Raw genomic sequence first — 24,511 nt, 5'->3', positions numbered from 1 at the left:
CATCCACGGTGTGCCGTCGACGAAAGAGCGCGAGTAAAACCATTTTGCGATAGCAACTTCTACCCAGGAAGAAGGCTATCACGATTTGCGGTTTTAAGAAAATCGGCTTGAGGTCAGTTGCGAGAATGTGCGCCAGCAAGCATGAAGTGCCGAACACGCCACCGCATGGGGGCTTGCCAAAAGGCTGAATGTTTGTGAACCATAAAGGACGTTATGGTTCACAATCCGTGAGGGGCAATGGCTCAGGGGCGCGGGACAGAATTAGTGATCAGGGAAGCGTCGAGCTACTCCTCTTCTTATGTGCCTACGCTGCTCCGGCATGCGGGACGCAAAGCGGCAAAACGGTTTCTAGAGTTCTTTGCTGCCAATATTCGCAACAAGAATACGCGGCAGGCTTACTTCCGGGCCGTCGTCGACTTCTTCGCTTGGTGCGAAGACCAAGGCTTGGCGCTGATCGACATCGAGCCGATCGCGGTTGCGGCTTACGTCGAATACCTCGGCGAGATCTATTCCAAGCCAAGTATCAAGCAGCATCTCGCCGCAATTCGAATGTGCTTCGACTGGTTGGTTGTCGGCCAGGTGATTCCGATGAATCCCGCTTCATCAGTTCGCGGCCCCAGTTATTCGATAAAGCGAGGCAAGACCCCCGTGCTATCTGCGGATGAGGCCCGTACGTTACTCGACAGCATCGATATCTCAACTCTAATTGGCCTTCGCGATCGCGCCCTGATTGGCGTGATGGTCTACAGCTTCGGTCGAGTTAGCGCCGTCGTTGGGATGCGAGTGAAGGACTACTACCAAAACGGAAAGCGTTCCTGGATTCGCCTTCACGAGAAGGGGGGCAAGCTCCATGAAGTGCCTGCTCATCACAACGCTGAAGACTATCTCGATCAATACATCGCCGCGGCCGCCATTGCCGATGACGCGAACGGTCCCCTCTTTCGTACCGTAGCTGGTCGAGCTGGCGAGCTGACTTCAAATGCAATGCGTAGACACGATGCTCTCCGCATGGTGAAGCGGCGGGCTAGTGCCGCAGGATTGTCAGACCGAATTTGCTGCCACACTTTCCGCGCCACTGGCATTACGGCCTATTTGGAAAACGGTGGGACGATCGAAAATGCGCAAGCGATCGCCAACCACGAATCGCCAAGAACGACCAAACTCTACGACCGAACAAGCGATGAGATCACGCTGGATGAGATTGAGCGCATCACCATCTGAAAGTTGGTTTTCGACGAGCAAGAAAACGTCTATACTGAGAGCAGCTCGGCAAACTCACACATCGGCACGTCGACCGCATGAATCAGCACGAACACTTGGTATTGCTGTGTAAACGCTTCCGCGACGCATCGGTGTTTTGTGCCGCGATAGTCAATGACGACGATTTCTCGTGGTCGTGACCATTTCCGTCCTCCCAGAGGCACGAGCGATCCTATTGAATCGTCGGGCGTGAATTCATCGGGCCAATCAATCGGTCCGATAGAGCGACGAAACGATGGCGAATCGACTACGCGTCTGAATTTCGCAACGCAACCGCGAATCGGACAGATTTCCGGAGGCTCCAGCACGAGAACCGCACACGCTCTGCGATTTCCAGATACGTAGCGGCGAACCGATGAATAGATTGATGCCCCGTATCGTTTGCCGAGCTTTACTGGAACGAAAATTCCGAATTCGTGGTCTTCTGCCTCATTGGAAAACTGGTCAATCTGAAAGAGCACTTCGGAGGCAAAAGCATTCGCCTCGCGCTCAAACACTTCCGAGATTTCTGGAGCGATAGTCATCTGACAGTCTTCGGCAACGACAAACATCTTTCGCTGCCACGGCAACACCGCATGAGCTGCTTCATGCAAAGTAAGAAAAGTCTGCTTGACGGCATGGATTGAGCGGTCGAGATAAATCACTCGCCCCGCAACATCGAGCACGCCGAGAACTTTGCTGAGTGCCCGTCGCAAAGCTGCTCCGGCCTGCTTGCGAAGACCGGCTAAGAAGCTCTCGTCAAGGACTTGTTCGTCAGACACGACAACATTTGCAGCCGCCAGTACGTCGGCGACAGGCGTAGGAAAACGCCCAATTGCATCCGCTTCCTGCAATGCCTTCTCAGCTAATCGCCGAATCGCAGTTTGCTGCGAGACGGAAATTGAATCATCCGGTCTTCTCACTCCTATTCCTCCGTGAACGTAGGAACGCCAGGTATTCAAGAAGTTTCTCTTCTTCGTCCTGACTCAAGTGTTCGTTCGCAAATGTCGCGGCCCGTCCGTGCCGACTTGAAGAAGCGGAACGAAGAACGCCATTCGATTCGGTGGGGGAAAAATATCCAGCCTTGGCCATCAGTACGTCGTACTCAACGCCGTAAACGGTTGCTAGGGCGTGCAGCACGTTCGGAGACGGTCGAGAGATTTTGTCGTTTTCGAGTTGCGAAAGATAAGCGTTAGAGACTTCTTTCTCGGTGGCCTCTTCGACATCTCGTAAGGTCAGCTTCTTGATTCCCCTGGTGTAGGCCAGGAACTTCCCCAATGTCTGGGCACCTTGAATAGACGGCGTTTCATTTTGGCTTTCTCGGTGCGAAGTTTTCCGTTTCATCGCTCTCACTCCTCGCAAATCCGGTGGTGGACAACCTTTTTAGTCTAGCACATCTGCTCAGGCAAGTGAAACTGCTAAGTGCTTGCTTGACCAATTTAGCAAACTTGATATAATGAGCACAGTCCGGAAAGAGCCGGACAGATTAGAGAAACCTTTTCAGTAGGAGGGCCACATTATGGCCGAAAATGAGCAATCCCCGACCAATGACTCGACAGGTGCGGCATGTCATCCCGTGAAGTGGGCCGCGCTGGTCAACGACGTGAACATTCCCGTTCCGCAGCGCCGGGCTCCGGTGAGCCTTATCAAGGCACAGGCTGGACTCGGCGACGATCAGGTTCTTGTTCGAGACCACAATTCGCCCGACGACGTGGTTTTGGAAAATGGCCAGACAATAGATCTCGGCGAGGGAAACGTCTTTTACAGTCTCGCGAAATGCGAGGTTCAGCCGCGGGAGCATTGCGCATCGCCGCCGAAGCTTGCTTACTTCGTCGATGATCGCCCGGAGATAACTATCCAGCCCTCCTTTACGAGCCAGGTGCTCCGAGAACTTTTTGGTGTTCACGCTCGTGCTCAATTGTTTCGCGATTCTGAAGGACCGCGCGATGAAGGGATCGTTGTCGAAGAGCTGATTCGATTCATTGATGGTCCCGTATTTTATACGCGAGAGATCGAGGCTGGGTTGCATATCACCGTGAACGCGCGGGAGTTCACCGAGGCAGAGGGAGTCTTGGCGAAGATGACCCATGACCAGATCGCTGCCCTTGTCTATCCGGAGAAGCCGTCGGAGACGCGTGTCTGGTTGGTGAGCGAGGGCAATCGAGAAATTGGCGCCAACGAAACCGTTGACATTCATAGTTGCCAAGTCTTCGACGTTGTCCGGAAGAAGGTCGATGGCGGCTATGAAGAATCTCGCGTCCAGCGTGAGCTTGGATTGCTGCAAGCCGGCGGCCAACACGCGGCCTACGCGAAGGACAGTACGGCTGTGATCTATCGGGCGCTGCGCACGCGACCAGGTTTCGAGATGTCGGCCACAGATGTTCTCGTGAAAATTCCGGGCGGCTATCCGGGGCAAATGCTCGATGGGGCATATCTGCCGGAGAATTCTCCGCTCATCGGTCGCGTTAAAGGGCAGCTTGAGGCGGCACGCATTACTGCCGATGGCCGAACTTGGTGCCTCATCAGCTATCATCCGCACAACGGTGGCGGTGCCCCGACGTGGAACCCAACGATTCACGGCTTTCACACTTACATCGGGGAGATCCTCTCGTGGCTACACGACCTAAACTAAAACGGATCGATTTGCTCGGCGAGGGCAATCAGGCATTGTTCCGAATTGCCAGTCCCCAGCGTAATCAACTCGAACGCCATTTATTTCAACGCTACCCGCATCGCGAATGGGGGACGTTCTTCAGCTTCGGGTATCGGCGCACATCATCGACGCTGATTCTAAGCTACGTCGATGGCGTCTGGCCCAACCCTGGCGATCTTGATCGACAAGTTGCTCTAACCAGGTTTCGCGATCAGTACTCGCGCCGCGCATTCCAATCCTCAGCTGAGGGGCCGCTCGCTATCGGTGTAGTGCATTCGCACCCGGAAGGTTTCGCAACGTTTCCGAGCGCTCTTGATGACGACATGGATTTGTATTTCGCCCAAGAGTTTTCCGCGTTTGGCAAAGGCTCTCCGTATGCCAGCCTTATCTTTCAACGCAGTTCGACAGGCGGATTCACTTTCACAGGTCGCGTATACGACCGGGGCCAATGGCTTTCGGTTAACAAACTTCTGGTCATCGGAGAAACAATTGAGAGCTATCAGACCGAACTGATGCCCACGCAAGACATTGGCGATACCGTTTCCGCGACGAAGGCCGAATCAACCACCGCCCGGCTATCGTCGTTAATCGGAGACGCTTCCGCGCGTCGACTTCGCAATGCCGTGGTGGGCGTTGTTGGTTGCAGCGGCACTGGGTCACCGGCGGTGCACGTTCTTGCGCGCGCCGGTGTCGGTGAATTCGTTCTGGCCGATCCTCAACGCTTTGGCCGTTCGAACCTTGAGCGCTTGCACGGGGCAACTTGGGATGACGCTCAGGCCGACAAGCCAGATTACAAAGTCCAGATAATGAGTCGGCTGATTCGATCAATCAATCCAAGCGCAAAGATCACCGCGCTTGCAGGAAACATCCTCCACGAGAATGTCTTTGATGAACTTCTGCGGTGCGATTTGCTACTCGGATGCACCGACACACAACACGGACGGGCGGCGTTGAGCGACGCATCGCAGTTGTATCTCGTTCCCTCTCTTGACGCTGGCATATTGATGGAAGGAAAAGCTGGTCGAATCGAATCACAGATTACTGAGATTGATGTTTTTTCTCCCCTGCTTCCGTGCGCGTTCTGCGCGAGTCGGATCGACACAGCGGAGATGGCCGTTGAATTAATGACTGACGCAGAAAAAGCAATTCGCCGCGAACAAGCAAAAGCCGCAGCCGAGAGAGGCGACGATCCAGATCAATACTGGCGTCATCGGCCACGCCAACTTCATACGGTCGGTTACCTGGCAACCATGACCGGGGCAATGCTTGCTGGTTACGCCGAGGGCTGGCTGACCGGAGCCTTTGCACCGCCTCACCCAACGGTTCAGTTTGACATTGGTCGCGAACGATTTGGGGTCGTCGCGCCGCCGCGATTGCCGGTCGAGGGTTGCACTTGTGCGAGCATCCGTGGCTGGGCGGACCAGGCTCGGTCGTATCGAAACGTAGTTTTGCCGCCGCATTGGTCGAAGCGGGGCCAACTAATTAGCCGGACCTGACGGATATCGCCGAATGTTGATGGCGTCAGGCTCGATTTTGCCCGAACAGTCCCCGCATTTTCCCTGTTTTCGCGCGCGCCGCAGGGGGCAACCGTTTGCTCGGTCGAGGAAGTTCTTGAGTTGGTGTTCGATTATGGCGATAATCACCCCTGTTGTCGAACATGACCTTGAAAAACCTCGTAAAAGAACGGCGATATCGCTGTTCGAGACTCAATATAACATGGCCGAAAAGCGAACAGAACGATGGCAGCAGTGGGTTCCCCAGCTAGCTGAGGCGGGGCTAGCTGGTGATCAACGAAGGCTCGAACTCTTGGTCGTCACTCTAATTCGATCGCTGCGAACAGAAGCTCCGGATCTCAGTAGCGAGTTAGGAACTCTGCTTGCGCAGTATTCCACAAACCCAGGCGGTCTCAGGTGGAAGAGCGCAGGACCGCCACCGACCGATCCCGACGAGGGATTTGCATTGGTGCGGCTCGTCGAACTCGACACAGCTCCAGAGCCGATTCTGCCTGAAGAAGTGTTCGAACGAATCAAGCGATTTATCCAAGAAAGAAATGACAGCGATCGACTTCTGAAAGAAGGTTTTACACCACCGTGCTCCGTCCTCTTGACCGGCGCACCGGGCACAGGCAAATCAATGCTGGCCCACTGGCTGGCACATGAGCTTCGATTACCGCTCGTGATGCAGGATCTTGCCACATCGATTTCGAGCTTTCTTGGAAAAACGGGATTCAATTTGCGTCGGACACTCGATTACGCGCGCAGCCAGCCATGCGTTTTGTTGCTCGACGAATTCGATGCGATCGCCAAGCGTCGCGACGACAGCACCGAGGTTGGCGAATTAAAACGAATCGTCAATGTGCTGCTCAAAGAATTGGAGGACTGGCCGCTGCACTCAGTGCTGGTGGCAGCCACCAATCACCCTGATCTTCTTGACCCCGCCATTCGTCGGCGCTTCCATTTGGTGCTCAATCTTCCGTTGCCCGGTGAAAACGAACGGCAGTCGATTTTGCGACGTGCGGGAGGCAGGTTCTCAGATGAAATCACTGCACGGTTATTATCCGCGTGCGCAGCAACTCTTGAGGGGTGTAGCGGTTCGGATCTACAAACATTGATGCATGCTGCGGTTCGCCGACATCTCGCGAGCGGAACATCCTTGGTCAAAAGTTTGCTTGGTGAAGTTCACCTGCATTACGATTGCAATCTTGACAGTAAGGTTGTTGGGCCATTGGTGCGAGCCTTGCAAAATGCATCTCAAGAGCAATTCACGGTGCGAGAATTAGCTGAGGTGTTTGGAAAAAGCACTTCCACAATTCAACACCATCTGAAAAAAGAGGCAGTAGATGGCTGACTCCAGGCGGCGGCTAATTCTTGGTAACGGTGAACAGTACATCCAGCCGGTAAAAAAACCGGCGACAGGACGTTCGCCGGAGCCACCGCGGAGTTACGAAGAAGCCCGCCAAGTCGTCAAGCAAGGTGTTCAGAACGCACTTCGCACATTCGAGGCACTGCCAGAAGCGAAGCGGTTTGCCGATGAAGCCGTATTTTGCTTGCGCCTACATCCTGAGGCGACTGCCAAGTCATACGATCCAGTCGCACTTTTTGACGAAGTGCCCGAATTGCGCAAAGTCGGTTCGCGGAAGTATCGCGAACGAGCAGAGAACGTTGCGCAGACCGCTCGACTAGAGAAACAGTCGCTCGACAAAGATGCTCTTCTAGATGCGCGTCTTGTTTTTGTTCAGAGTACGCCTGCCGGATTTGAACGTCTTATCACGCAGCTTGATCGAGCCGAAAGCCGAGTCCCGCGGCAAGTTAGAGACGAGATTCGACGCGTGGAACGATTCGACACGCTCGACACCGGAGAGCAGTTGGTCGGTTTCGGCGAAAAGTGGAAAAGCGGTCGAGCAGAGTTAGTTCTGCATCCGAGCCGGATCGCCCAAGAACGACAACTCCAATTTCTCTTTGATTTATTCGAAGAAACCGGAGTTGAGACCGATAGCAGCCAGGTTCGGCCCTATCCCGGAGGACCGACTTTTGTCTCGTGCAAATTGACTCGCTCGGCATTGCGCGCGCTTGCCGGAGTGAATCCGTTGAGGGCAGCTCACCCGCTTCATTTTGGCGGATTCAAAGATTTACGGACCGCGCCCACTGCGAAGGCACCTAAGCCTCCGTCGTCTCCTACTCGCTCGACGATCAAAATCGGAATGTTCGACGGAGGAATTGATCCGACCGCGCCACTTCTTCAGGGGCACGTCGAAGAAGATACGTCGCTAGAAATCAGCACTCCATCAAAACCTGAGTATGTGGCTCACGGCACAGCGGTTGCTGGGGCGTTGCTGCACGGTGAACTGAATGGCAAAGCAGCCGACAAGCATTTGCCACCTCCGCCAGTGTTTGTGGTGAGCATAAGAGCGCTGCCAACATCTAGTCGCACTGACATCGACCTGTATGAATCGATCGATGTTGTCGAGCGCGCCGTCCCAGCTCGAAATGACATTAAGGTCTTCAATCTGAGCTTTGGGCCGGATGGTCCCATTCAGGACGACACGATTTCCAGATTCACTTACGTGCTGGACACCCTGGCCGTCACTCACAAAGTTTCGTTTTTTGTCGCAGTCGGAAACACTGGAGACGTTGTTGGTTTCGAGCGTGTCCAAGCGCCGGCAGACCTCGTGCATGGTATCGGTGTCGGAGCATTTACGATGCAAGGCGACGCGCCGGTTCACGCTCCTTATTCTTGTCGCGGACCCGGACGAGAATGCGGAAAGATCAAACCAGATCTTGCCGCGTTTGGCGGATGCGAAAACACTCCTATTCATCTCGTGTCAACTTCCCCAGGTCTCAAGTTACTCGATTGGGGAACAAGCTTCGCCTCTCCACTCGCAGCTCGACTTGGTGGTCAGGCATCGGAGATTTTTGAGCGCAGCTCCGCCCTGCTTTCGAGAGCGCTCCTTGTTCACACGTCGCTGCACCCGAACCTGAAGCCAGATCACCTTCTGGGGCATGGTTGCGTTTTGCCCGACATCGACGAGGTCTTGCTTTGCGAAGAGCAATCGACGACCGTCGTGTTTAATGGAGCCATTCTGCCGACAGGCATAGTTCGCCTTCCGATTCCGTGGCCTTCGGGCATCGTCATCCCCGGCAAAGTCCAAATAACTTGGACTGTCGCCGCGCTCTCGCCAATAGATCCGAATCATCCTGGCGATTATACGAGTTGCTGCCTCGAAGACACGTTTTATCCGAACGGAAAGCGATTCACCTTTTCGCCGCCGCAAGGTACGAGCGGTACGCCGAAGCGGCTGCACTTGGTATCCGATAAAGCTGAGATCGCAAAGCTTCTGGCACAGAGTTGGAAGCAATCGTCGTTTCCGGTCACCGAATCTGGCAACGATTATCGAGACGAGGACGAACGACGAAAACTCGACTGCAAGTGGGAACCGATAGTCCGCCGCTATGTCTCGAAGCAGGCCAAAGGATTAGACGATCCATTTCTGACCTTGCACGCAATAGGCCGCAACGATGCCAGAGATCGCTTTGACTACGCAGTAGTGGTCACGTTACGCGCCGAGAAATTTGGCGGCGATTTGTATGGGGAGATTCGCAAACGATATCCGGCACTCTCGCCAATTCGTCTGCGCACGGAAGCCGAGATTCGCGTTCAGATTTGATCCTCAGTTGGATCGCGAACGACTTAAAGGTTCCTCCCCCACTGCTTTTGCAATCCGCTTAGGGTCATGTTGTCGGCGATTTCGTCGTGCGGAACAAGCAGATACGCCCAAGGTTTGCCGCCACAGGTCAGTGCGTGGTCAGTGGCCTGCTTACACCATCGCAGTGCAGCGTCTGACTTTGCGATGACATCGGCAGCATCCATCTCATTGCGTGCCTTTGGCTCAATCATGAGGATGGTGCTATCAGTTTCGGCGACGAAGTCGGGCTGGTATTCAAGATGCTCCCCATTCGCGAGATAGTAGATCTGGAATTGCCCCTTTGCTGGCTTGAACCATTTCGACGATTCGCGGTCCACAATGACCGACAGCTTTCGTTCTGTGTCAGAGTGAAACTTCACAACTGGATACAAGCACTTCTCGAAGCCGCCGAAGATATACTTCGCCATGTTGCTCTTATCTTTTGGCGGTTGTCGGAAGTCTCGCAGCGCTTCAGTTGCCGAGGCAGTGAAAGCGCTCGGTTTCAGTTCCGTAAATCCCTTGCTCACCTTGACCTCGTATCCAGTCGCTTCCTCCCAATAGTGATCTTGCATCTGGGCATGGATAAACTGAGCGATTGGACGTTGGAAGCAGCGGAGCACTTTGCGAGTATCGTCTTCCGATAGGTAGGTCTGAAAATGGCTCACGACTTGGCTCGCAAGATCATAGAGCAAGTCAGCGTGGTCGTCGTACGACACGTCGTCATAGTCCACCAAGCCGCTGACAACGTAGTCCTCCATCCGTGACTCTTCGATGCCTCCCTTTCCCAGCGTCAGCACTTCCCTCTCCTGAGTTCGCAAATGCTGAATCCATAGCTCGTCAGAAGGAGCTTGGTATTTGAGAGAGTCTAGTTTCAGAGCGAATGGTCGAAAACCGGATTTCACTACTCCAGTCGGAACCACGAGTATGCGAGGAATATCAATCGTCTGCTGCACGACCATCTGTGCCGTCTTGGCCACGATAGCAGCAATATCGATTTGCTCCTCAACGCCCGGAAGTTGTAGTTGGCCGGGCCGCAATTGGCTGGCCACTTCCTCAGCAACTCGTGCTTGGATATCTGCATTCTGCAAATAGCTGACACTGGGGACCGACTGTGGTTGGCTTTCTAACCGACGCATCACCTCATACGCAGTCTGCGCAACTTGCTGCTCTGCTGTTGAGGCAAATGCGGACAGAGAATGCGTCGGCGCCAACATCGTGCTCGTCGTAGTCTGCGTTGGCTGAGCTATTCACCGTCGAGCGATTTGCGCTCGATCGCCGGATCGGTCGATCCGGTTTCGCCCGTCGCCGGGCTGAAAGCTCCCCACGCCAGACAGGTTGAACGGACCACAAAGGCCCGAACCCCCTGTGCGGGATTTGAGATTTATCTCGCACCCGCTTTGGACAATGACGGCCTCAGCACATGCCGAGGTATTTCCGCATCGCCCTCATTCATCATCACTCGATCGGATAGAATGTCGGGATTACTCGAAGCGAGAACACGCTTCTGCAATACAAATGCAGCATGCGTTTCTGCTTGCGGATTACTCCGACAAGCCTCCGTCGAACTGGGCGAGCACCTCTCGATGCAACCCAGCTCTACGGGCAGTCACGTGACGGATGGTTAGACCGTCCCCTTAGCCTGGTTGGTTAGACCAGATTTACCGGGAGTGACTTTCTGGCAAGAAGCATCAGCTGCGCCCTTCGACGAGCTATGAATGTGCTCGTCTTCACGGAACGCGCGTTCAGCGTCAGTTGACAGCCGCAGCAAGCGATCCGACGGCTCGCCGCTGTTGCAAATCTAGCTCGTGGTGAAATCCGATGCACCGATGACCGCCCGATTCGCCAATTCATACTACCGATCACTTCTTCATCAATGGCAGTGATCTTAAGAGCTGACCGACGGATTGCGGCTTGGCCATTGATGTGTTTCGAGACGCGATGCTTGGGGTCGAAGTTGCTCGAAGCGACAAGTCTTGTAACCGCTTCATCCGCAACGCAGCTCGATCCTCATCATCCTGACTCACGAAACTCCAAAGCCCTCGGCGAATAATCGCCGCGAGCATTCCGCACGGATTTGTCTTGCCCGTTCGGAGTGCGTGCTCCGCGGCCGCGATGAATTGCAAACGCCCCGCTTCGCCGGGACTTGCTTTCGATGCGCTCACTGCTTGTTCGTAAAGGCTCAGTGTTCGAGAGTTGACGGAAAGATCTTCGGGCATGATGCAGTTCAGGTTCGGTGGCTTTGCGGCCCGACTCTCCAAGACTCTTGTTCCGACAAAACCAGAGTCCCCGCTTCGCACGAGTTTCTGGTTTGTGTACTCCGCAAGGAGTTCTCGGTCTGATTCAGGGAGTGGTGTTTTGGTGCAACTTCGGCGAAGTTGCCGTGGCGATTCGGATCGAATGGACTGAACCGCCCAATCGAGATTTATCTGAATTGCAGCACCGAATCGATTTAGCCTCCACTGAGGCACACTCGATGAAATCAACCACCCGATCGCCTGAAGCTTAGTCCGTGCGGCTTTGACATTGCGCTCATGCACGCCAAAGACGCGAGCAATCCACGATGCTTTGCAAGTACCGATGGCAGTGCAACCACCGGATCGAAAATAGACGCAGCGGAGCAGATGGCCTAGCACTGTGGCAATTGTCGATTTAGTCGACTCTGCCGAAAGAAATCGCAACGTGCGGCGCGGCACAGGCACTCGCCGCCGATTGTTCGTAATCGAGTCCACCATTGACTGGGCTGATTCAGTAACCACATTTGACTGGACGAACTCTAATCGGTTCGACGACCACGCGATGAGCCCCGCTGCCTGAAGTCGCCGAACGGCACGACTAATGTGCCCACCGCCAGCACCGCCCACGAGCGAATGCAATTCTTCGAGTGAGTATTGCGGCTCTCTCCCTTTTTTCAGGGTGCATCTTCTGGCGGTCATTTCATGGCACGCGAACCACGCGCGGAGATCGACAAGCTTTATCGTCCCCTCGCGATACGCGGTCCACGCTCGACATACTTCGGCAACTGAAATCAGGACATAACCTCCCGATGGCCGCAAAATCGGGGCGGCTGACAATGCAGTGCTCATTTTTACTCTCGCTTCAGATTAAGACGCGAACGCAGAACGAGACCCAAGTGTGCCGGTATAGAGGCACACATGTATGAAGGCACACAGATAACGTCGTGGAGTCACAGATTGTTACTTGACGTTCGAGGAATGTCGGTGGCAAGATCGTGGCGTGATTAGCGCAGAACTTCTGCGATTCCTCGATCTACTACGGTTCCTGGAATTCTGTGATCCGAAAAAAGCGACTTGCCGGTCGCTTTTTTTATTTCTGGCCTATGGTCTTCATCCGGCGCAACGGCGCCCGTGTTTTTATTCCTATTGTTCTCTTCGTTTGTGAACGTGCCGCGACCGACTGGCGGACGCGACACTACTTCACGCGAATACTATTTGAGCCGCGGCTTTACTTTCGCAAGGTACAAAAGTGCCGCGTGAACACGGCGTCGTCCGGCGGTAGTTCCGGTCTCCTGGCTCCAAGCGAAATACGCGTCTTGCTGAGTGGAGGTCTAGTGGCATGCTGGCACTCTCGCAGCATGGGGGCACGCCTCTATACCGGCACACTCGAAGATTGCGACGATGCTACAAAATCCCGCTCTGCTAAATAGGCTTTTCGTATCGCCTCTGGGTGCCACGAAGAGAAACGAAATCAATGCCGAGTCCGAGGATTGGATCGTTTGTCGCACTGAAGACGAATCTGCTCGTTTTACGCACGGCAGTCTCTCGCCTCACGGCTCATTTGCGGGCGCTGGGGTGCAATCTCGATGCTTGGCGCCTGGGAGTATGGAGGCATGGAGTCACTCCCCACGCAGTGTGACGGCATACCTCGCTACTCCACACCGAGCTGAGTGGGGGCATGCCTTGATACCGGCACACTGCATTGCGTTCCGACCGAGCACCGAAATGCGAACCAACTTTTTTTCGGGTGTCATGTCTGGGTGCGGGGTCGGTCGCCAGTTTTTGGTCAGCAAGTACGCAATTCTCGATTTGCATACCCAAGAATCCTCGTGTGTATCAAGCCGAGCCGAGGCCAGTTACTGTTTTTGCTATCGCTTTTCGAGAGCGCTCGCGAAACGATCAGGCAATCGATTCCGCTGCTCACAAAAAACTGGTGCTGAGTGTGGGGGCATAGTGGTATGCCTCTTCTGACTTAACTACTGCACCCAAGATTGAGGAGACCCAAAGAAGCTAGATGAAATTCATTGAAACGCAAGTAATCGCATTGGCAAATCAAAAAGGCGGCTGCGGCAAGACCACAACCGCTATCAGCCTCGCCGCTGCGTTTGCCCACGAAGGCTATTCAGTCACGCTGATCGACAACGACCCCCAGTGCAACGCGACTGATTCATTCGGCATAGACCGCGATCAACTGATCCGTGATGGCCGCTTCTCAGTGGCCGACGCCTACATGACGAAGCGACCCGCGCGAGACATCGAACTTGATTTCGGCGATCGCTTTAACGGATTGCTCAAAGTCATTCCGGGAAATCGGGGAATCAACACCATCGAGCGCCGACTCGAATCGCAGATGCAGACTGCACTTGCAAATGGAGAGCACTCGGATCTGGAAGGCGACGACATGAAGAGTGAGCACCGCAAGCGGCTTGCACTGTCGATCGACTCAATACGCGGCGCGAGAGATATCATCCTGATTGATACTCCACCGGAGCTTGGCTTTCTAATGACCACAGCCCTGATCGCTGCCGACTGGTACATCATTCCGGTATTTCCTTCCGGATTCGATCTTCGCGGCTTGGAAGCACTGCTCAGAAATGTGCAGAAAGTTCAGGAACGCTACAACCCGGAACTCTATCTGCTCGGTGTCTTGCTCGGTAACAGCGACGCACGCGCGAAACTCGATTCCGATATTCGCAACTTGCTCATCAAGGATTTCGGCAAGGGGGTGTTTGAAACGCCAATCGCTCGGAGTGTGCGTCATCGTGAGGCGACCGTAAATGGGTTGACCATTTTCGAGCACGCGGATCAGCAGCAAGCAGCCACGCAGTTCTTGGCGCTCGCTCGCGAAGTGCTCCGGCGACTTACTGCCGCCGAGAACATTCGCACAAATCACGCGAAGCTAAAGGAGGCGAACCGTGGCCAAAGGTAGTAGGGGACTTCCGGCAAATTGGAAGATGGACATTCCGGCGTCGGTGATCGACGGACCTGTCGATCTTGGCGACTACCTTGACAGTGATCGTGAACTCGCACCGCCGATTCAAAAACAGCCGGAACCAGTTCAGCCGAGAGCCGAGAACATTCTTCAGATGCCGCGCCCCGTAGACTCACCGCCCTTCGCGCCATCGTATGAACAGAGCCCGGTCTATTCTGAACCGCAAGCACCGTTGGCCCAAGGTCGCTTGCCTCGTCCGAGTCAAAGAAAGCAGCTCAACATGAATCCGGATACGCTTCGGATGGTAGATGAACTAATCGCACACGTTCAACGCTACAGTGGTCAGCGTGACGCAAAAGCGTCCGAGCTTTTTCACGGATTGGTGTCGGCGCTCTACGAAGCGCGAGATCTGATCGATCTGCAGGACATTCCTTCGCGAGGCCGCTGGGGAACTCCGACCGCGCGGGCATTTCCGGTAGCACTCAAGAACGCTTTCCAGCACGCGATCGCGGAGTGGTATCGCAAGCGACCAGTCGTGACAGAGAGGTAAGCAGTGCACAGGGCCATGTTCTTGATGGTCGCGCCCCGCTCACGCAAGCCATCACTCGATCCCCGGCCCGTCCAATCGGGACTCTTTCGATGATGGGGCCACCGACTATAATGACCGGATCATGAATCATTTCGACCTCGAAGGTCAGTCACGCTTGACGCTTGCCAGCATCGGTGATGCGGTGATCGCTACTGATTCTGAATCACGAATCATGGCCTAGAGTCGGCGCACTTTACGAGGCGCACGCTTTGGTCGATTTTCAGGATATACCAGCACGTGACCGGTGGGGAACCTCGACATCGCGTGCTTTTCCAGATGCGCTGAAGATTTCTTTCCAGCAGGCAATCGCGGAGTGCTATGGTAGGTGCCCGGTGGCACGCGATCACTGAAGCCACTTCTTTTTGGAGGATGCTACTAACCAACACACGGAGGACTCATCATGACTCGCACACGCTTAGCATGGACCGGTCAGCGCCCCGTTCTGTCGTTTCTAGTTGTGACGTTGTACTTGACACTTCTCTTTTGGTCTTCGACACCAAACGCCTTTGCCTCTCCAGGTTTCGACACGTTTATAAATTATCGCGGTGGCAATTCCTCAATCTACCCGCACTCTGGATATGATTATTCGCCTACACTTATGCGGGACACCAATGGCCGTTTCCGAATGTGGTGGTGCGGACAGAAGGCTTCGACCGTAAACAATCCGCCGTATGTCGACAATCTAGTAACCGCTGACTCCGCCTCTCTCGACTCAGGATGGACTAATTTTGCCACAGTCTTAACACCTGCGACAGGCAGTCACTTTGACTCCGGCGAACTGTGTGATCCGTCAGTAGTGCGAGTCAACGGGACGTACTATATGTACTACGAGGGCATTCCGACATTCACCAGCACTGAAAACCAAATCGGTGTGGCGAGTAGTAGTGATGGAATTACCTTCAGTCGCCTAAACGGCGGCAATCCGATAGTATCCCCTCACGCATCAGGAAGTGGATACGGAGCGGGGTATGCGAGCGTCAGCTTCCTTGACGGCTGGTACTATATGTCCTACTACGATAAGTCCGGTGCCGACGGGCTCTATCACATCTACGTAATGCGATCGACGGACCCATTGTTTCCTGCAAACAGCAGCGTGACACAGGAGGTACGTAACGACGGCGGCGTTGTCGGCTTTTATCCTTATAGCAGTATCCTCCATACGACTTATTCTGTCCTTCGTCTTATTGGCGGCGACATGGTAAATGCCGACCTCAAATACGTCGGCTCACTTGGAATGTGGTCTCTGAGCAATGATGGCGACACTGGCTTTTCCCGGACGGATGTCTTCTTCTTCAACAAAACATTCTCACAGTATCTCGGTGTTGCTGCGGTTGCGGGAACTTGGAGTCAAGGCCCTGCATTACTCGCGAGTCCGTGGGGCGTGACGATTCCAAATCGTCTTTCCAATCAATTCGCGAACGAGTGCAACGTTCCTCTGGATCTCGTTCGCACTCCGAACCAGTCCAATGTGGAACTGTGGGAGCTTGCGCATTCTGGAGAGGATCTACTCGTGTCCGGAACTTGTCCGAGAGGTGTGACCTACTTCGACTACGATTTGGATGGCATCGACGATCCCGTAATTTATCGACCCAGCTCTAATGCATTTTATGTCCGCGAAAGCACCCTAGGCGGAGTGGGTCCCGTAGGAACCGGAGCGGCTAGCGCGATTCCAATTAAAGGAGACTTTGATGGAGACTCCAAAACAGATTATGGTTACGTCGTGCCGGTTGCGGGCGGCTATCTCGATTGGCACATCAACTATTCGCACGGTGGCTCGCGATATCAGCCAACCTGGGGACTCACGACCGACAAGATTGCGATCGCTGATTACAACAATGACGGAAAGGACGACATAGCTGTTTTTCGCGCCGGAGCATGGTGGATTGTTTACGACACAGGAGCGGTGGCCAATCCAACGTTTGGCGGAGCAGGAGATATTCCAGTCCCTGCGGACTACGACGGCGACGGCCTGATCGATCTCGCCGTCTTCAATTCAGGTAGCTGGTCCATAAAAAACTCTTCTAACGGCGCGACCGTAAATGCCTCGTTCGGTTTGTCGGGTGATATTCCGATGTCAGGAGATTATTTTGCGGATGGCCGTTCGAGCCTAACAGTGTGGAGACCAGGCAGCGGCTACTGGTATAGCTACTCGCTGAAGCAAGCCACAAGTCAGTCGCTCCAATGGGGGCTGACGGGCGACGTGCCTGTATCGGGTGATTTCGACGGCGACGGGCAACTCGACTACGTTGTTTGGCGACCGACCGATGGCAACTGGTATATCAACAATCGTTTTGGCTACACCAAGACAATTCAGTGGGGCGGACTCGCAGGAGATGTGGTCCCAACGAATAGGTAGTGTGCTTTTAGACTGAGAACTGACGTCAGCGCGCATTATGCCATCCAGTTGAAATCGTAACTGGACGAGCCATGCGCGCTGATTGCTTGTGGATTTCGATCCACGACAAAAGAATGTGGTGATGAGCGTGCTGTCTCGGAATTTAATGCTATGTGCCGCGAGCATTATGTCCTGCTTTATTGCGGCGGAGATTCTTGCCAGGATACTCGTCTACCGCCAAACTCCAACGGGCATGATCTTTGCGGATGACATCGTCTATTCCTATGCTCCACACGCGCAGGTCGGCGATATCGTTATGAACGATATCGGTTGCATAGGGGACGACGTAAAGCAGCCGAAACGCACAGACGAACTGCGCGTGCTACTTCTTGGCGAATCAACATCGTTCTCGGTTCAATACGTGAACAGCGTGCGTGAGCGATTAAAGCAAGTATTGCCAGAGCGACCAGTGGTCGTGTTTTCATGCGGTCGTCCGCGATACACATCGTTTGTAAATCGAATCAACTTCGAAAAGCATCTGCTTCAGTACCATCCTGATGCGATCGGTCTGTACATGGGAATTAATGATAACATCTACAACTCGTTTCCGTGGCTCACGGATAGCCCTTCGATCGGATTCTTTGACTGGAAAAGCGGACGACAACTCTTGACGTGGGCACTTTTCAAGCACTATTTGCTTGAGAAGCATCTTTGGTCTAGGCCAGGGTTTGGGGTCAATGACTTGCGAAGTCCTGGCATCGTTAGGACGAACCTTGAACAGATGATTGCGACAGCCGCGACGAAGCAGATCAAGGTTGTGCTTTCAACATTCGCTGTAGCTCTGCCAACCGAAGACGCCAACCTCTCGACACACGTTCACGACGAAGAACCGATCATGGAACACTTTTGGGGGAAAGTCGACTCAACGCTGCTTGGAGTAACAGCACACAACGCGACTCTCGCAGCAGTTGCGACTGCGCGCGCTTTGCCACTCGTCGATGTCAGCTCTGCGATTCCTCACGACGGTCGTTATTTTGTCGACATTTGCCACCTGACTGATGCTGGCAATCGAATTCTTGGAAGCAAAATCGCGGACGGAGTGATCTCTTCAATCTCTCAGTGAAGAACGAGTCGTTAGCCGGTCAGCAACTTGTTTCTCACTACGAATACGCTGAAGAGACGAAAGCGATGTAGCGAGGTGAAGGAAAAACAAGGCGTGAAGGGCTCTAATCGCACGCGGATGCAAAATAAAAAGGGAGCGGGAAACGACATGATGTCGTGTCACGCCCCCAGGCGACTATTGCGTCCGAACTGGAACAACGCCAGCGTGTCCAATGACTGTCGCATCTAAATAGCAATCCAAAACCTGGAATGCCCTAAAGACGTGGCTGTCCTGTTTTTCTGGTGGCAAGCCCAGATACTCGCAGCACAGCGGGAAAAAAAGCTGGCCGTGTATCTCAAGTAAGGCTTCCCAAAAATGATCCGGAAGGATATACGCATTAGTCTGAATTGCAGTTTCCATTGCCCTCTCCTGGTTTGTCGATTCGTTAAAAAATAACGAGGGGCAACTTGCAGATGTCCCCCCGCGACGGACTTCCATCGTGACGCGATGGTCTTCCGTCGGGGAGAAACAAGGCAGGAGAGGTTTTTTTCTGAGGCGAAGCCTCTTGCGAACATCGCCCGTCTGGCGTCATTCGCTTCATCCATAATCAAACCCTTTCATGTTGAAGTGCCGGGCCACCATCCAAGGTGGCTGAAGGCGGAAGTGTGTGAGCGGGGAGCAATCCGGCTGGCCGCTCTTCGCGTTCGTCTTTAGTTTTGTTTCCCAGACGAAGAGAAAAGAAAGCGATGAAGTGACGCGACGGTTGCCGCTCCACGGTGGTTCTCGATAATTGCTTGGAAAAAAAAGTGCGGAGAGTGTCAGTCCTCTCCGCACACGAAATGTAGCTAGCTAACATCCTCTTGATCATCCGGCTGAATAAGACCGGCTCGAATCGCCAACAGTATGTAGCGATCGTAGATCAAAAAGGCGTTGAACACGTGCAAATGTCGTGTCTCTTGTTCTGTCTCGCGATACGACAGCTTCATCTGAGTGTAGAAGCAATCGTTGATCCACTTGGCAGCCTCCCAGAACTCGGCAGGCGGCGCTTCAATTGCAAGGTTTTTTCTCCAGAACATATGTCTCTCCATGTCTCGTTGTTTGCAAAACAGGGCAGTTGCTTTTGCATCTGCCCCTTCGCGACGGCTGTCCGTCGAGAAGAAACGAAACGGTGGAAGAACCAAGTTGCGAGGCACTGCCTCGCTGCGGAGCCTGAATGTGCTGGCTCCTGAATCCATAAAGCAGACCTTTCTTATTCGAACGCTCTGGCTCGCAATCATTGCGAACGGATGAGCAGTGACACCAGCGAGGGCCATCCGGCTGGCCGCTCTTCGCGTTTGTCCTTTTATTTTTCTCTCGGACGGAAGAGGGGAAATCAGTGAATGGACACTTGGTATTCAGGAATCGAAGAGGGGCTTTTGCTGCTGCGCATTTCTGATCGGTAACAATGACGTCTTCGGCGCGGAATCGCAGTTCCGGGGTGGAGTGTATTTGCTGTTTGAGGAGGCCCGTGCATTGCAGCGAGGACACCGGCTCCGCTTGGTTTGCAGGAACCACTTCGCACCGCAGCAACAGACGAAGTAAAACCAGTCGGCCATTTCTTTAGTCCTGCTAGAAGAGCCGTCTCTCAACGCGGTTCCCGTAGACGGTCCACGGCAAGCCTGGCAGATCCTCACGTCCGTAAAGTTCGAGATACGGGCCGGGGCTCACGTTCTCGATTAGCAATCGAATGCGATCCGGTTTGCGGCTATGCACGGAGCGCGGGGCGCTGATCCAGCTCCGCTGTGCTCGGTCGCTGAAGCGAAGGCTTCCTCTGACTCCGAGAAGCAAGTACTCGTGTGAGACTCGCCAATAGTTGCCCATCCCCAGTTCGTCTTTGATCCAAATGAGGCATGACTTGTATTTGAATCCCCACGCATCAATCACCCCGAAAGCCTCTTTCAGAAATCCGTTGGTAGTCCAGAGGTGCAGGTGGGCGTTGCTCGTTGCGAGCTTCTGCACCGGTTCGGCGAGAATCTGCTCAAGCGACATCACCGGGTAGTGGTTCACAGCCGCTCCGCGCGATGATTCGTTTCGATACGGCCACGGAGGATCTGCGTAGATGGTCGAGAACCTTTTGTGGCTGGCGACTAGCTGGTGCAGGTCATGAACGACCGCACAAGGACTCTGATCAGGCGGAACGTCCTTTCGAGGACGCTCTGCTACCGCCGCGAAGAGATCAGATTGGACTTCTTTGCTAGTCATCGCTTGAGACCTCAGCATCGGTGAGGCCAGCGGAAACTAGCGTTAGAACGGCTTCGCGAACGTGCGGTTTGAGGTGAGGCCAAGCGGATGCGATCAATTCGACGCTTGGGGAAATTCCGCCATGCAGTGACGCCCCGCGACATCTTCCGTCGCTCGCGCACTCCCCAATTGCTGTTCTCGCGAGCGGCTGTTCACCTAAGTCGTTCGCCGATACACTGGTTACAGCGATAAGTGGACAGGCTTCGGAACCGAGGGTTACAGGTTCGAATCCTGTCGGGCGTACTGCTCTTTTCTTCGTGTGCAGCGCGGTGCAATCTGGCGCATCGCGGCGCAAAATCGCACACAACTCGGCACGACTTTGGATTCTACGGCCGCCCTTGCCTTTGTCTTTATAGCGCCGGAAGTCCGAATCCCCTCGCTCTTTGCAGAGTTCCTCGTCCGCAACTGCAAAAAAGCGGCAAGTCGGCCGGGGCTTCGGGGGCAATCCGTCTGCCTGTCCCGGTTAAGCGCCAGGTGTTCCCCGAGCGACGACTTCTCAAAAGGGGTGCATTGTCGCTTGCTCACCATCGCGCCCAATCGGAACCGGCCGTTGGGCCGCGTGCGAGAAACTCACGGTGAGAGACAAGTCGCAACAGCCATCTGACAGCTTGACTTTGTAGCCAGCAGTGGTACTATCCCGTTTTCGTATTTTACGCAGACCACGTAATTGTCAAAGTCATTTTTAGCTTCCACTGGAGGGCACGTGATGCACAGTATGAAAACGGGGATGGTTGTTTTCGCTTTGGGGCTCGCGCTGGTTAATGCGAGCGATTCACTCGCGGCTGGGCGTCACGGTTGTCGGGGATGCGGCGCCGTATGCAGCGCCGCTTGTAGCCCGCAATCGCCCTGCAATTCTTGCGGAAGTACCACTAGTACTCCGTGCGAAAGTGCCGCGCCGACCATGGTGGAAAAGACGGTAATGGTTCCCAAGATGGAAACCGAGACCCGCAAGGTCAATGTTACCGAATACACCAATGAGACTCGTGAGCGCACGATCACCGTCATGCAACGCGTGCCGAAGACCGAGACGGTGACGCACAACTACACAGCAATGGTGCCAAAAACGGAGACGAAGACGGTCACGTACAACGTCTGTAAGCCCGTTGTCACGGATGAGACTCAGGAATACACGGTTTGCGTTCCTCACACGGAAACGCGCGAGGGGACGAGGAAAGTTTGTAAGGTAGTCCCTGTGACCAAGACACGTACAGTCACCGTCGATGAAGGGCATTGGGAACAAGCTGCTCCCGCGAGCAATGCTGCGGGCTGCGGTGATTGCGGAACCGCAAATGGTTGCGATGCACAATCGTCGTGCTGCGACAGTGGTTGCGGTCGCCGCCGTTTACTCTGCCGCCGCTCATGTGGCTCGGCGTGCGATACGGGTAATGGCTGTGGAACGGCTGCGGCCAACCGTGTGTGGGTCTCGAATCCCGTCCAAAAGGAAGTAACTTACACGGTCTGTGAAACCATCTGGGAAGACAAGCATTACACGTGCAACGTCACGGTCATGAAGCCCGAGACTCGCACACGTACGGTGCAAAAGCGCACCTTCGTCATGGAACCGCAGACTCGCGAAGTTACGTATACCAAGTGCGTTGCCGAGCAGCGGACGATGACCCGCGACGTGACGCGCTACGAATGCGTTCCCACGGAGAAGACCCTAACATGCACAGTTCGGGTTCCTCACCAGGTCGAAAAGGAAGTACAGGTTCAGGTCTGTAAAATGGTGCCCAAGACGATCATGGTTCCCGCTGGGAGCGATTCGGGCTGTGGCACCGCCGAATGTGGCGGATCCGGTTTACTGCGGGGCCGACGGTGCCGCGGCTGCTAAGCGAAAGACTATTAATCCACGCGATCGATAACAGGCCGGGCGGGGACGAGTCCCCACCCGGCCTGTGCTTTTTTTTAGATCTTTCGACGTTGACTAAAGATGTGTGGCCACTGACTTGAATATCACCGTTCGCGTTCGGGTGCCGAAAAAGGTTGCCTTCTTCCGACGACTGGCGCTCGTGGTATGGCGAGGTTCTGTGCGTGCGGCGTGACATAGGTCACGCATTCTTGATCCCAACGGTCTGCGCGTAATCGGTGATCGCGGCCCATTGAAAGGGACGTCGAGCATCCTTTTGGCGGAATATTCCACGTTCGGGCGGGGTATTTTGCCATTTCCCCACCGTTTGGCCGGAATTGCATTGCTTAGCCCGCGCAGCGCCTGCGACACTAGAGGTATGGCCGCACCGTTAAAGGAACACGAGGTCCCCAAGCCTCCCGAGACGCCTCGCCGTCCGGCTTGCCCGGTCTGCGGCAAGCCGTCCTACTCGGCATCCGGCGTTCATCCGCAATGCTCGCAGAAGAGGAACGCACCCGCGGTCGGCAAGGCCGAGCCTCGGCCCGCCAAGAAATCTTCTTGGCGCCTGAACGGCCGGCCGTAAGCTGTCGCTTCGTGCCGAAGACCATTCGCATTATTCAATTTGCGCCCCGGTTACTATTGCCGGATGCTATCTAACCTCCGCCCTGGCGATGGAATGCGGGGGCTGGTGAATTCTTAGCCGCATTCACGGACTTGCCCCGTCGGGTCTGCTTAGCCCTTCCGCAGCACGCCAGAACTTTCACAAGCGCCGGCGAATTTGTTTGTGATTCCCCCCTGGCGATTGGTACGATCTGCGGAAGGTGATCCTTGACCCGCCGCCTGCGCGGCGTTCTGTAGGCGGAAGCAATCGTCAGGGATTCGCTTACGGAACAATCGAGAGGAGAAGGCCCCTTCTAAAGGCAGCGAAGATCGCGGCCCTGCTGGCGTCGTCAGGCGCGCGGTTGCGCGCGCCGGTCGAGGCAGCGATTCGCCAGGCGCCTGACCGACACCGTCGGTCTTAAATCACCGTGATTCGGAGAGCATTGCATGGGAACAGGCTTGCATCCATCGACGCGGCTCGACAAAGAGGCGACCGAGAGCACGGTCGAGTTCATTCGCCGCGTGCGCGAGCGCATCGCCACGGTTGTCGTCGGTCAGGACGTCGTAGTTGAACGTTTGCTCGTAGCGCTTTTCACCGGCGGGCATCTGTTGCTGCAAGGAGTGCCGGGCCTGGCGAAGACGCTGCTCGTAGCGGCGCTATCGAAAACGATCGATCTCGAGTTCGCCCGCATCCAGTTCACAATCGATTTGCTTCCCTCGGACATTCTCGGAAGCGAAGTGCTCGATCAGCGGACGAACGACTTTCGCACGGTGAAGGGACCGATTTTCACGAACCTGCTGCTGGCGGACGAAATCAATCGCGCAGCCCCCAAGGTGCAAAGCGCCTTGCTGGAAGCGATGCAAGAACGACGCGTCACGATCGGCAAGGAGAGCTTTCGCTTGCCGGCGCCGTTTCTCGTGATTGCCACGCAGAATCCCGTCGAGCAGAGCGGCACGTTCGAACTGCCCGAGGCGCAGCTCGACCGCTTTATGCTGTGCCATCGCTTGAAATATCTCGAGCGGGCCGAGGAGCGCGACGTATTGAAACGCAATCTGGCGCTCGGTGTGAGACGCGAGGAACGCGGCGCGATTGTGCGCACGGAGTTCGACGTGCTGGCCGAAGGGGCCGTCGGTTCGACCGAAGATTTGGTGCGCGCCATGGAAGTGGTTCACCAGGTCCATGTTTCGGACACGTTCATCGAGCATGTCGTGGAATTGGTCGAGCGGACCCGGCACCATCCACGCATCGAATTGGGGTGCAGCCCGCGCGCGGGCATCTCGCTCATCAAGGCGTCGCGTGCCCGGGCGTTGATCCAGGGGCGCGATTATGTCGTGCCCGAGGATTTGTACTCGCTGGCTGATGACGTGATGCTGCACCGCATGCGACTGAATTACGAAGCTTTGGCTGATGGACTTACCGGGGCGGACGTGCTGCGGCAGCTTTTGGATGAGTTCGGTTTCATGCCGACGTGAACCTGGACGCCCTTGTGCGTGTACTTGGATCCTGACCGAGGAGCAG

18 protein-coding genes are annotated in these 24,511 nt (G+C 54.9%); 11 read left to right on the top strand and 7 right to left on the bottom strand.

The features are described 5' to 3' along the window. Positions 1 to 237: 237 nt before the first annotated feature. Positions 238 to 1,221: a tyrosine-type recombinase/integrase gene (locus tag VGN12_20685; protein ID HEY4311877.1), complete on the top strand. Its 984-nt coding sequence runs from the start codon at positions 238 to 240 to the stop codon at positions 1,219 to 1,221. Between the two features lie 29 nt (positions 1,222 to 1,250). Here VGN12_20685 and VGN12_20680 read toward each other — a convergent pair whose 3' ends face one another. Then, positions 1,251 to 2,162: an ImmA/IrrE family metallo-endopeptidase gene (locus VGN12_20680; protein ID HEY4311876.1), complete on the bottom strand. Its 912-nt coding sequence runs from the start codon at positions 2,160 to 2,162 to the stop codon at positions 1,251 to 1,253. Next, entirely contained in the window at positions 2,146 to 2,583 is a 438-nt protein-coding gene (locus VGN12_20675) for a helix-turn-helix domain-containing protein (protein ID HEY4311875.1), read from the bottom strand. The genes VGN12_20680 and VGN12_20675 overlap by 17 nt, the downstream gene beginning before the upstream one ends. Positions 2,584 to 2,758: 175 nt before the next feature. On the opposite strand from VGN12_20675, the gene VGN12_20670 reads away from it, so the two are divergent. The 4 genes from VGN12_20670 (at position 2,759) to VGN12_20655 (ending at position 9,056) form a co-directional block, all read left to right on the top strand. Next, positions 2,759 to 3,871 carry an E2/UBC family protein gene (locus VGN12_20670; GenBank protein HEY4311874.1) on the top strand — a complete coding sequence of 371 codons (1,113 nt, stop codon included), beginning with the start codon at positions 2,759 to 2,761 and terminating at the stop codon, positions 3,869 to 3,871. Then, positions 3,850 to 5,388 (top strand): ThiF family adenylyltransferase, encoded by a 1,539-nt coding sequence (locus VGN12_20665; protein ID HEY4311873.1) that lies wholly within the window; start codon positions 3,850 to 3,852, stop codon positions 5,386 to 5,388. Before VGN12_20670 ends, VGN12_20665 begins: the two co-directional genes overlap by 22 nt. Positions 5,389 to 5,521: 133 nt before the next feature. Continuing rightward, the gene (locus VGN12_20660; GenBank protein ID HEY4311872.1) at positions 5,522 to 6,739 is read left to right on the top strand and encodes an AAA family ATPase; all 1,218 of its coding nucleotides are present in this window, start codon (positions 5,522 to 5,524) and stop codon (positions 6,737 to 6,739) included. Beyond that, positions 6,732 to 9,056 carry a S8 family peptidase gene (locus VGN12_20655; GenBank protein HEY4311871.1) on the top strand — a complete coding sequence of 775 codons (2,325 nt, stop codon included), beginning with the start codon at positions 6,732 to 6,734 and terminating at the stop codon, positions 9,054 to 9,056. Before VGN12_20660 ends, VGN12_20655 begins: the two co-directional genes overlap by 8 nt. A gap of 23 nt (positions 9,057 to 9,079) precedes the next feature. Here VGN12_20655 and VGN12_20650 read toward each other — a convergent pair whose 3' ends face one another. Both VGN12_20650 and VGN12_20645 read right to left on the bottom strand, forming a co-directional pair. After that, positions 9,080 to 10,288, bottom strand: a complete 1,209-nt coding sequence (locus VGN12_20650) for a hypothetical protein (protein ID HEY4311870.1) — start codon at positions 10,286 to 10,288, stop codon at positions 9,080 to 9,082. A 645-nt stretch (positions 10,289 to 10,933) separates the two neighbouring features. Then, complete coding sequence (locus VGN12_20645; protein ID HEY4311869.1) at positions 10,934 to 11,290, bottom strand: hypothetical protein; 357 nt, start codon at positions 11,288 to 11,290, stop codon at positions 10,934 to 10,936. Between the two features lie 2,032 nt (positions 11,291 to 13,322). Between VGN12_20645 and VGN12_20640 the strand changes: the two genes are divergently transcribed. The 4 genes from VGN12_20640 (at position 13,323) to VGN12_20625 (ending at position 18,287) form a co-directional block, all read left to right on the top strand. Further along, the gene (locus VGN12_20640; GenBank protein HEY4311868.1) at positions 13,323 to 14,237 is read left to right on the top strand and encodes a ParA family protein; all 915 of its coding nucleotides are present in this window, start codon (positions 13,323 to 13,325) and stop codon (positions 14,235 to 14,237) included. Next, complete coding sequence (locus VGN12_20635; GenBank protein ID HEY4311867.1) at positions 14,224 to 14,790, top strand: hypothetical protein; 567 nt, start codon at positions 14,224 to 14,226, stop codon at positions 14,788 to 14,790. Before VGN12_20640 ends, VGN12_20635 begins: the two co-directional genes overlap by 14 nt. Before the next feature lie 859 nt (positions 14,791 to 15,649). Beyond that, positions 15,650 to 17,185, top strand: a complete 1,536-nt coding sequence (locus VGN12_20630) for a hypothetical protein (GenBank protein HEY4311866.1) — start codon at positions 15,650 to 15,652, stop codon at positions 17,183 to 17,185. 121 nt (positions 17,186 to 17,306) lie between these two features. After that, positions 17,307 to 18,287: an SGNH/GDSL hydrolase family protein gene (locus tag VGN12_20625; GenBank protein HEY4311865.1), complete on the top strand. Its 981-nt coding sequence runs from the start codon at positions 17,307 to 17,309 to the stop codon at positions 18,285 to 18,287. A gap of 174 nt (positions 18,288 to 18,461) precedes the next feature. On the opposite strand, the gene VGN12_20620 is transcribed toward VGN12_20625, so the two are convergent. From VGN12_20620 to VGN12_20610, 3 genes are all read right to left on the bottom strand, one after another. After that, complete coding sequence (locus tag VGN12_20620) at positions 18,462 to 18,686, bottom strand: hypothetical protein (protein HEY4311864.1); 225 nt, start codon at positions 18,684 to 18,686, stop codon at positions 18,462 to 18,464. Between the two features lie 425 nt (positions 18,687 to 19,111). Beyond that, a complete protein-coding gene (locus tag VGN12_20615) occupies positions 19,112 to 19,579 on the bottom strand; it encodes a hypothetical protein (GenBank protein HEY4311863.1) in 468 nt (155 codons plus the stop codon). A gap of 295 nt (positions 19,580 to 19,874) precedes the next feature. Continuing rightward, positions 19,875 to 20,507 carry an MT-A70 family methyltransferase gene (locus tag VGN12_20610; GenBank protein HEY4311862.1) on the bottom strand — a complete coding sequence of 211 codons (633 nt, stop codon included), beginning with the start codon at positions 20,505 to 20,507 and terminating at the stop codon, positions 19,875 to 19,877. Between the two features lie 940 nt (positions 20,508 to 21,447). Between VGN12_20610 and VGN12_20605 the strand changes: the two genes are divergently transcribed. Both VGN12_20605 and VGN12_20600 read left to right on the top strand, forming a co-directional pair. Next, positions 21,448 to 22,377, top strand: coding sequence for a hypothetical protein (locus VGN12_20605; GenBank protein ID HEY4311861.1), 930 nt, complete (start codon positions 21,448 to 21,450; stop codon positions 22,375 to 22,377). Positions 22,378 to 23,439: 1,062 nt separating this feature from the next. Further along, positions 23,440 to 24,465, top strand: a complete 1,026-nt coding sequence (locus tag VGN12_20600) for an AAA family ATPase (GenBank protein HEY4311860.1) — start codon at positions 23,440 to 23,442, stop codon at positions 24,463 to 24,465. The last annotated feature ends 46 nt before the right edge of the window (positions 24,466 to 24,511 follow it).

The sequence above is a fragment of the Pirellulales bacterium genome (genome assembly GCA_036499395.1).
In the GTDB taxonomy this organism is placed as follows: domain Bacteria; phylum Planctomycetota; class Planctomycetia; order Pirellulales; family JACPPG01; genus JACPPG01.
The sequence above is the reverse complement of the archived record's forward strand: the minus strand, read 5'-3'. Positions and strand labels throughout refer to the sequence as shown.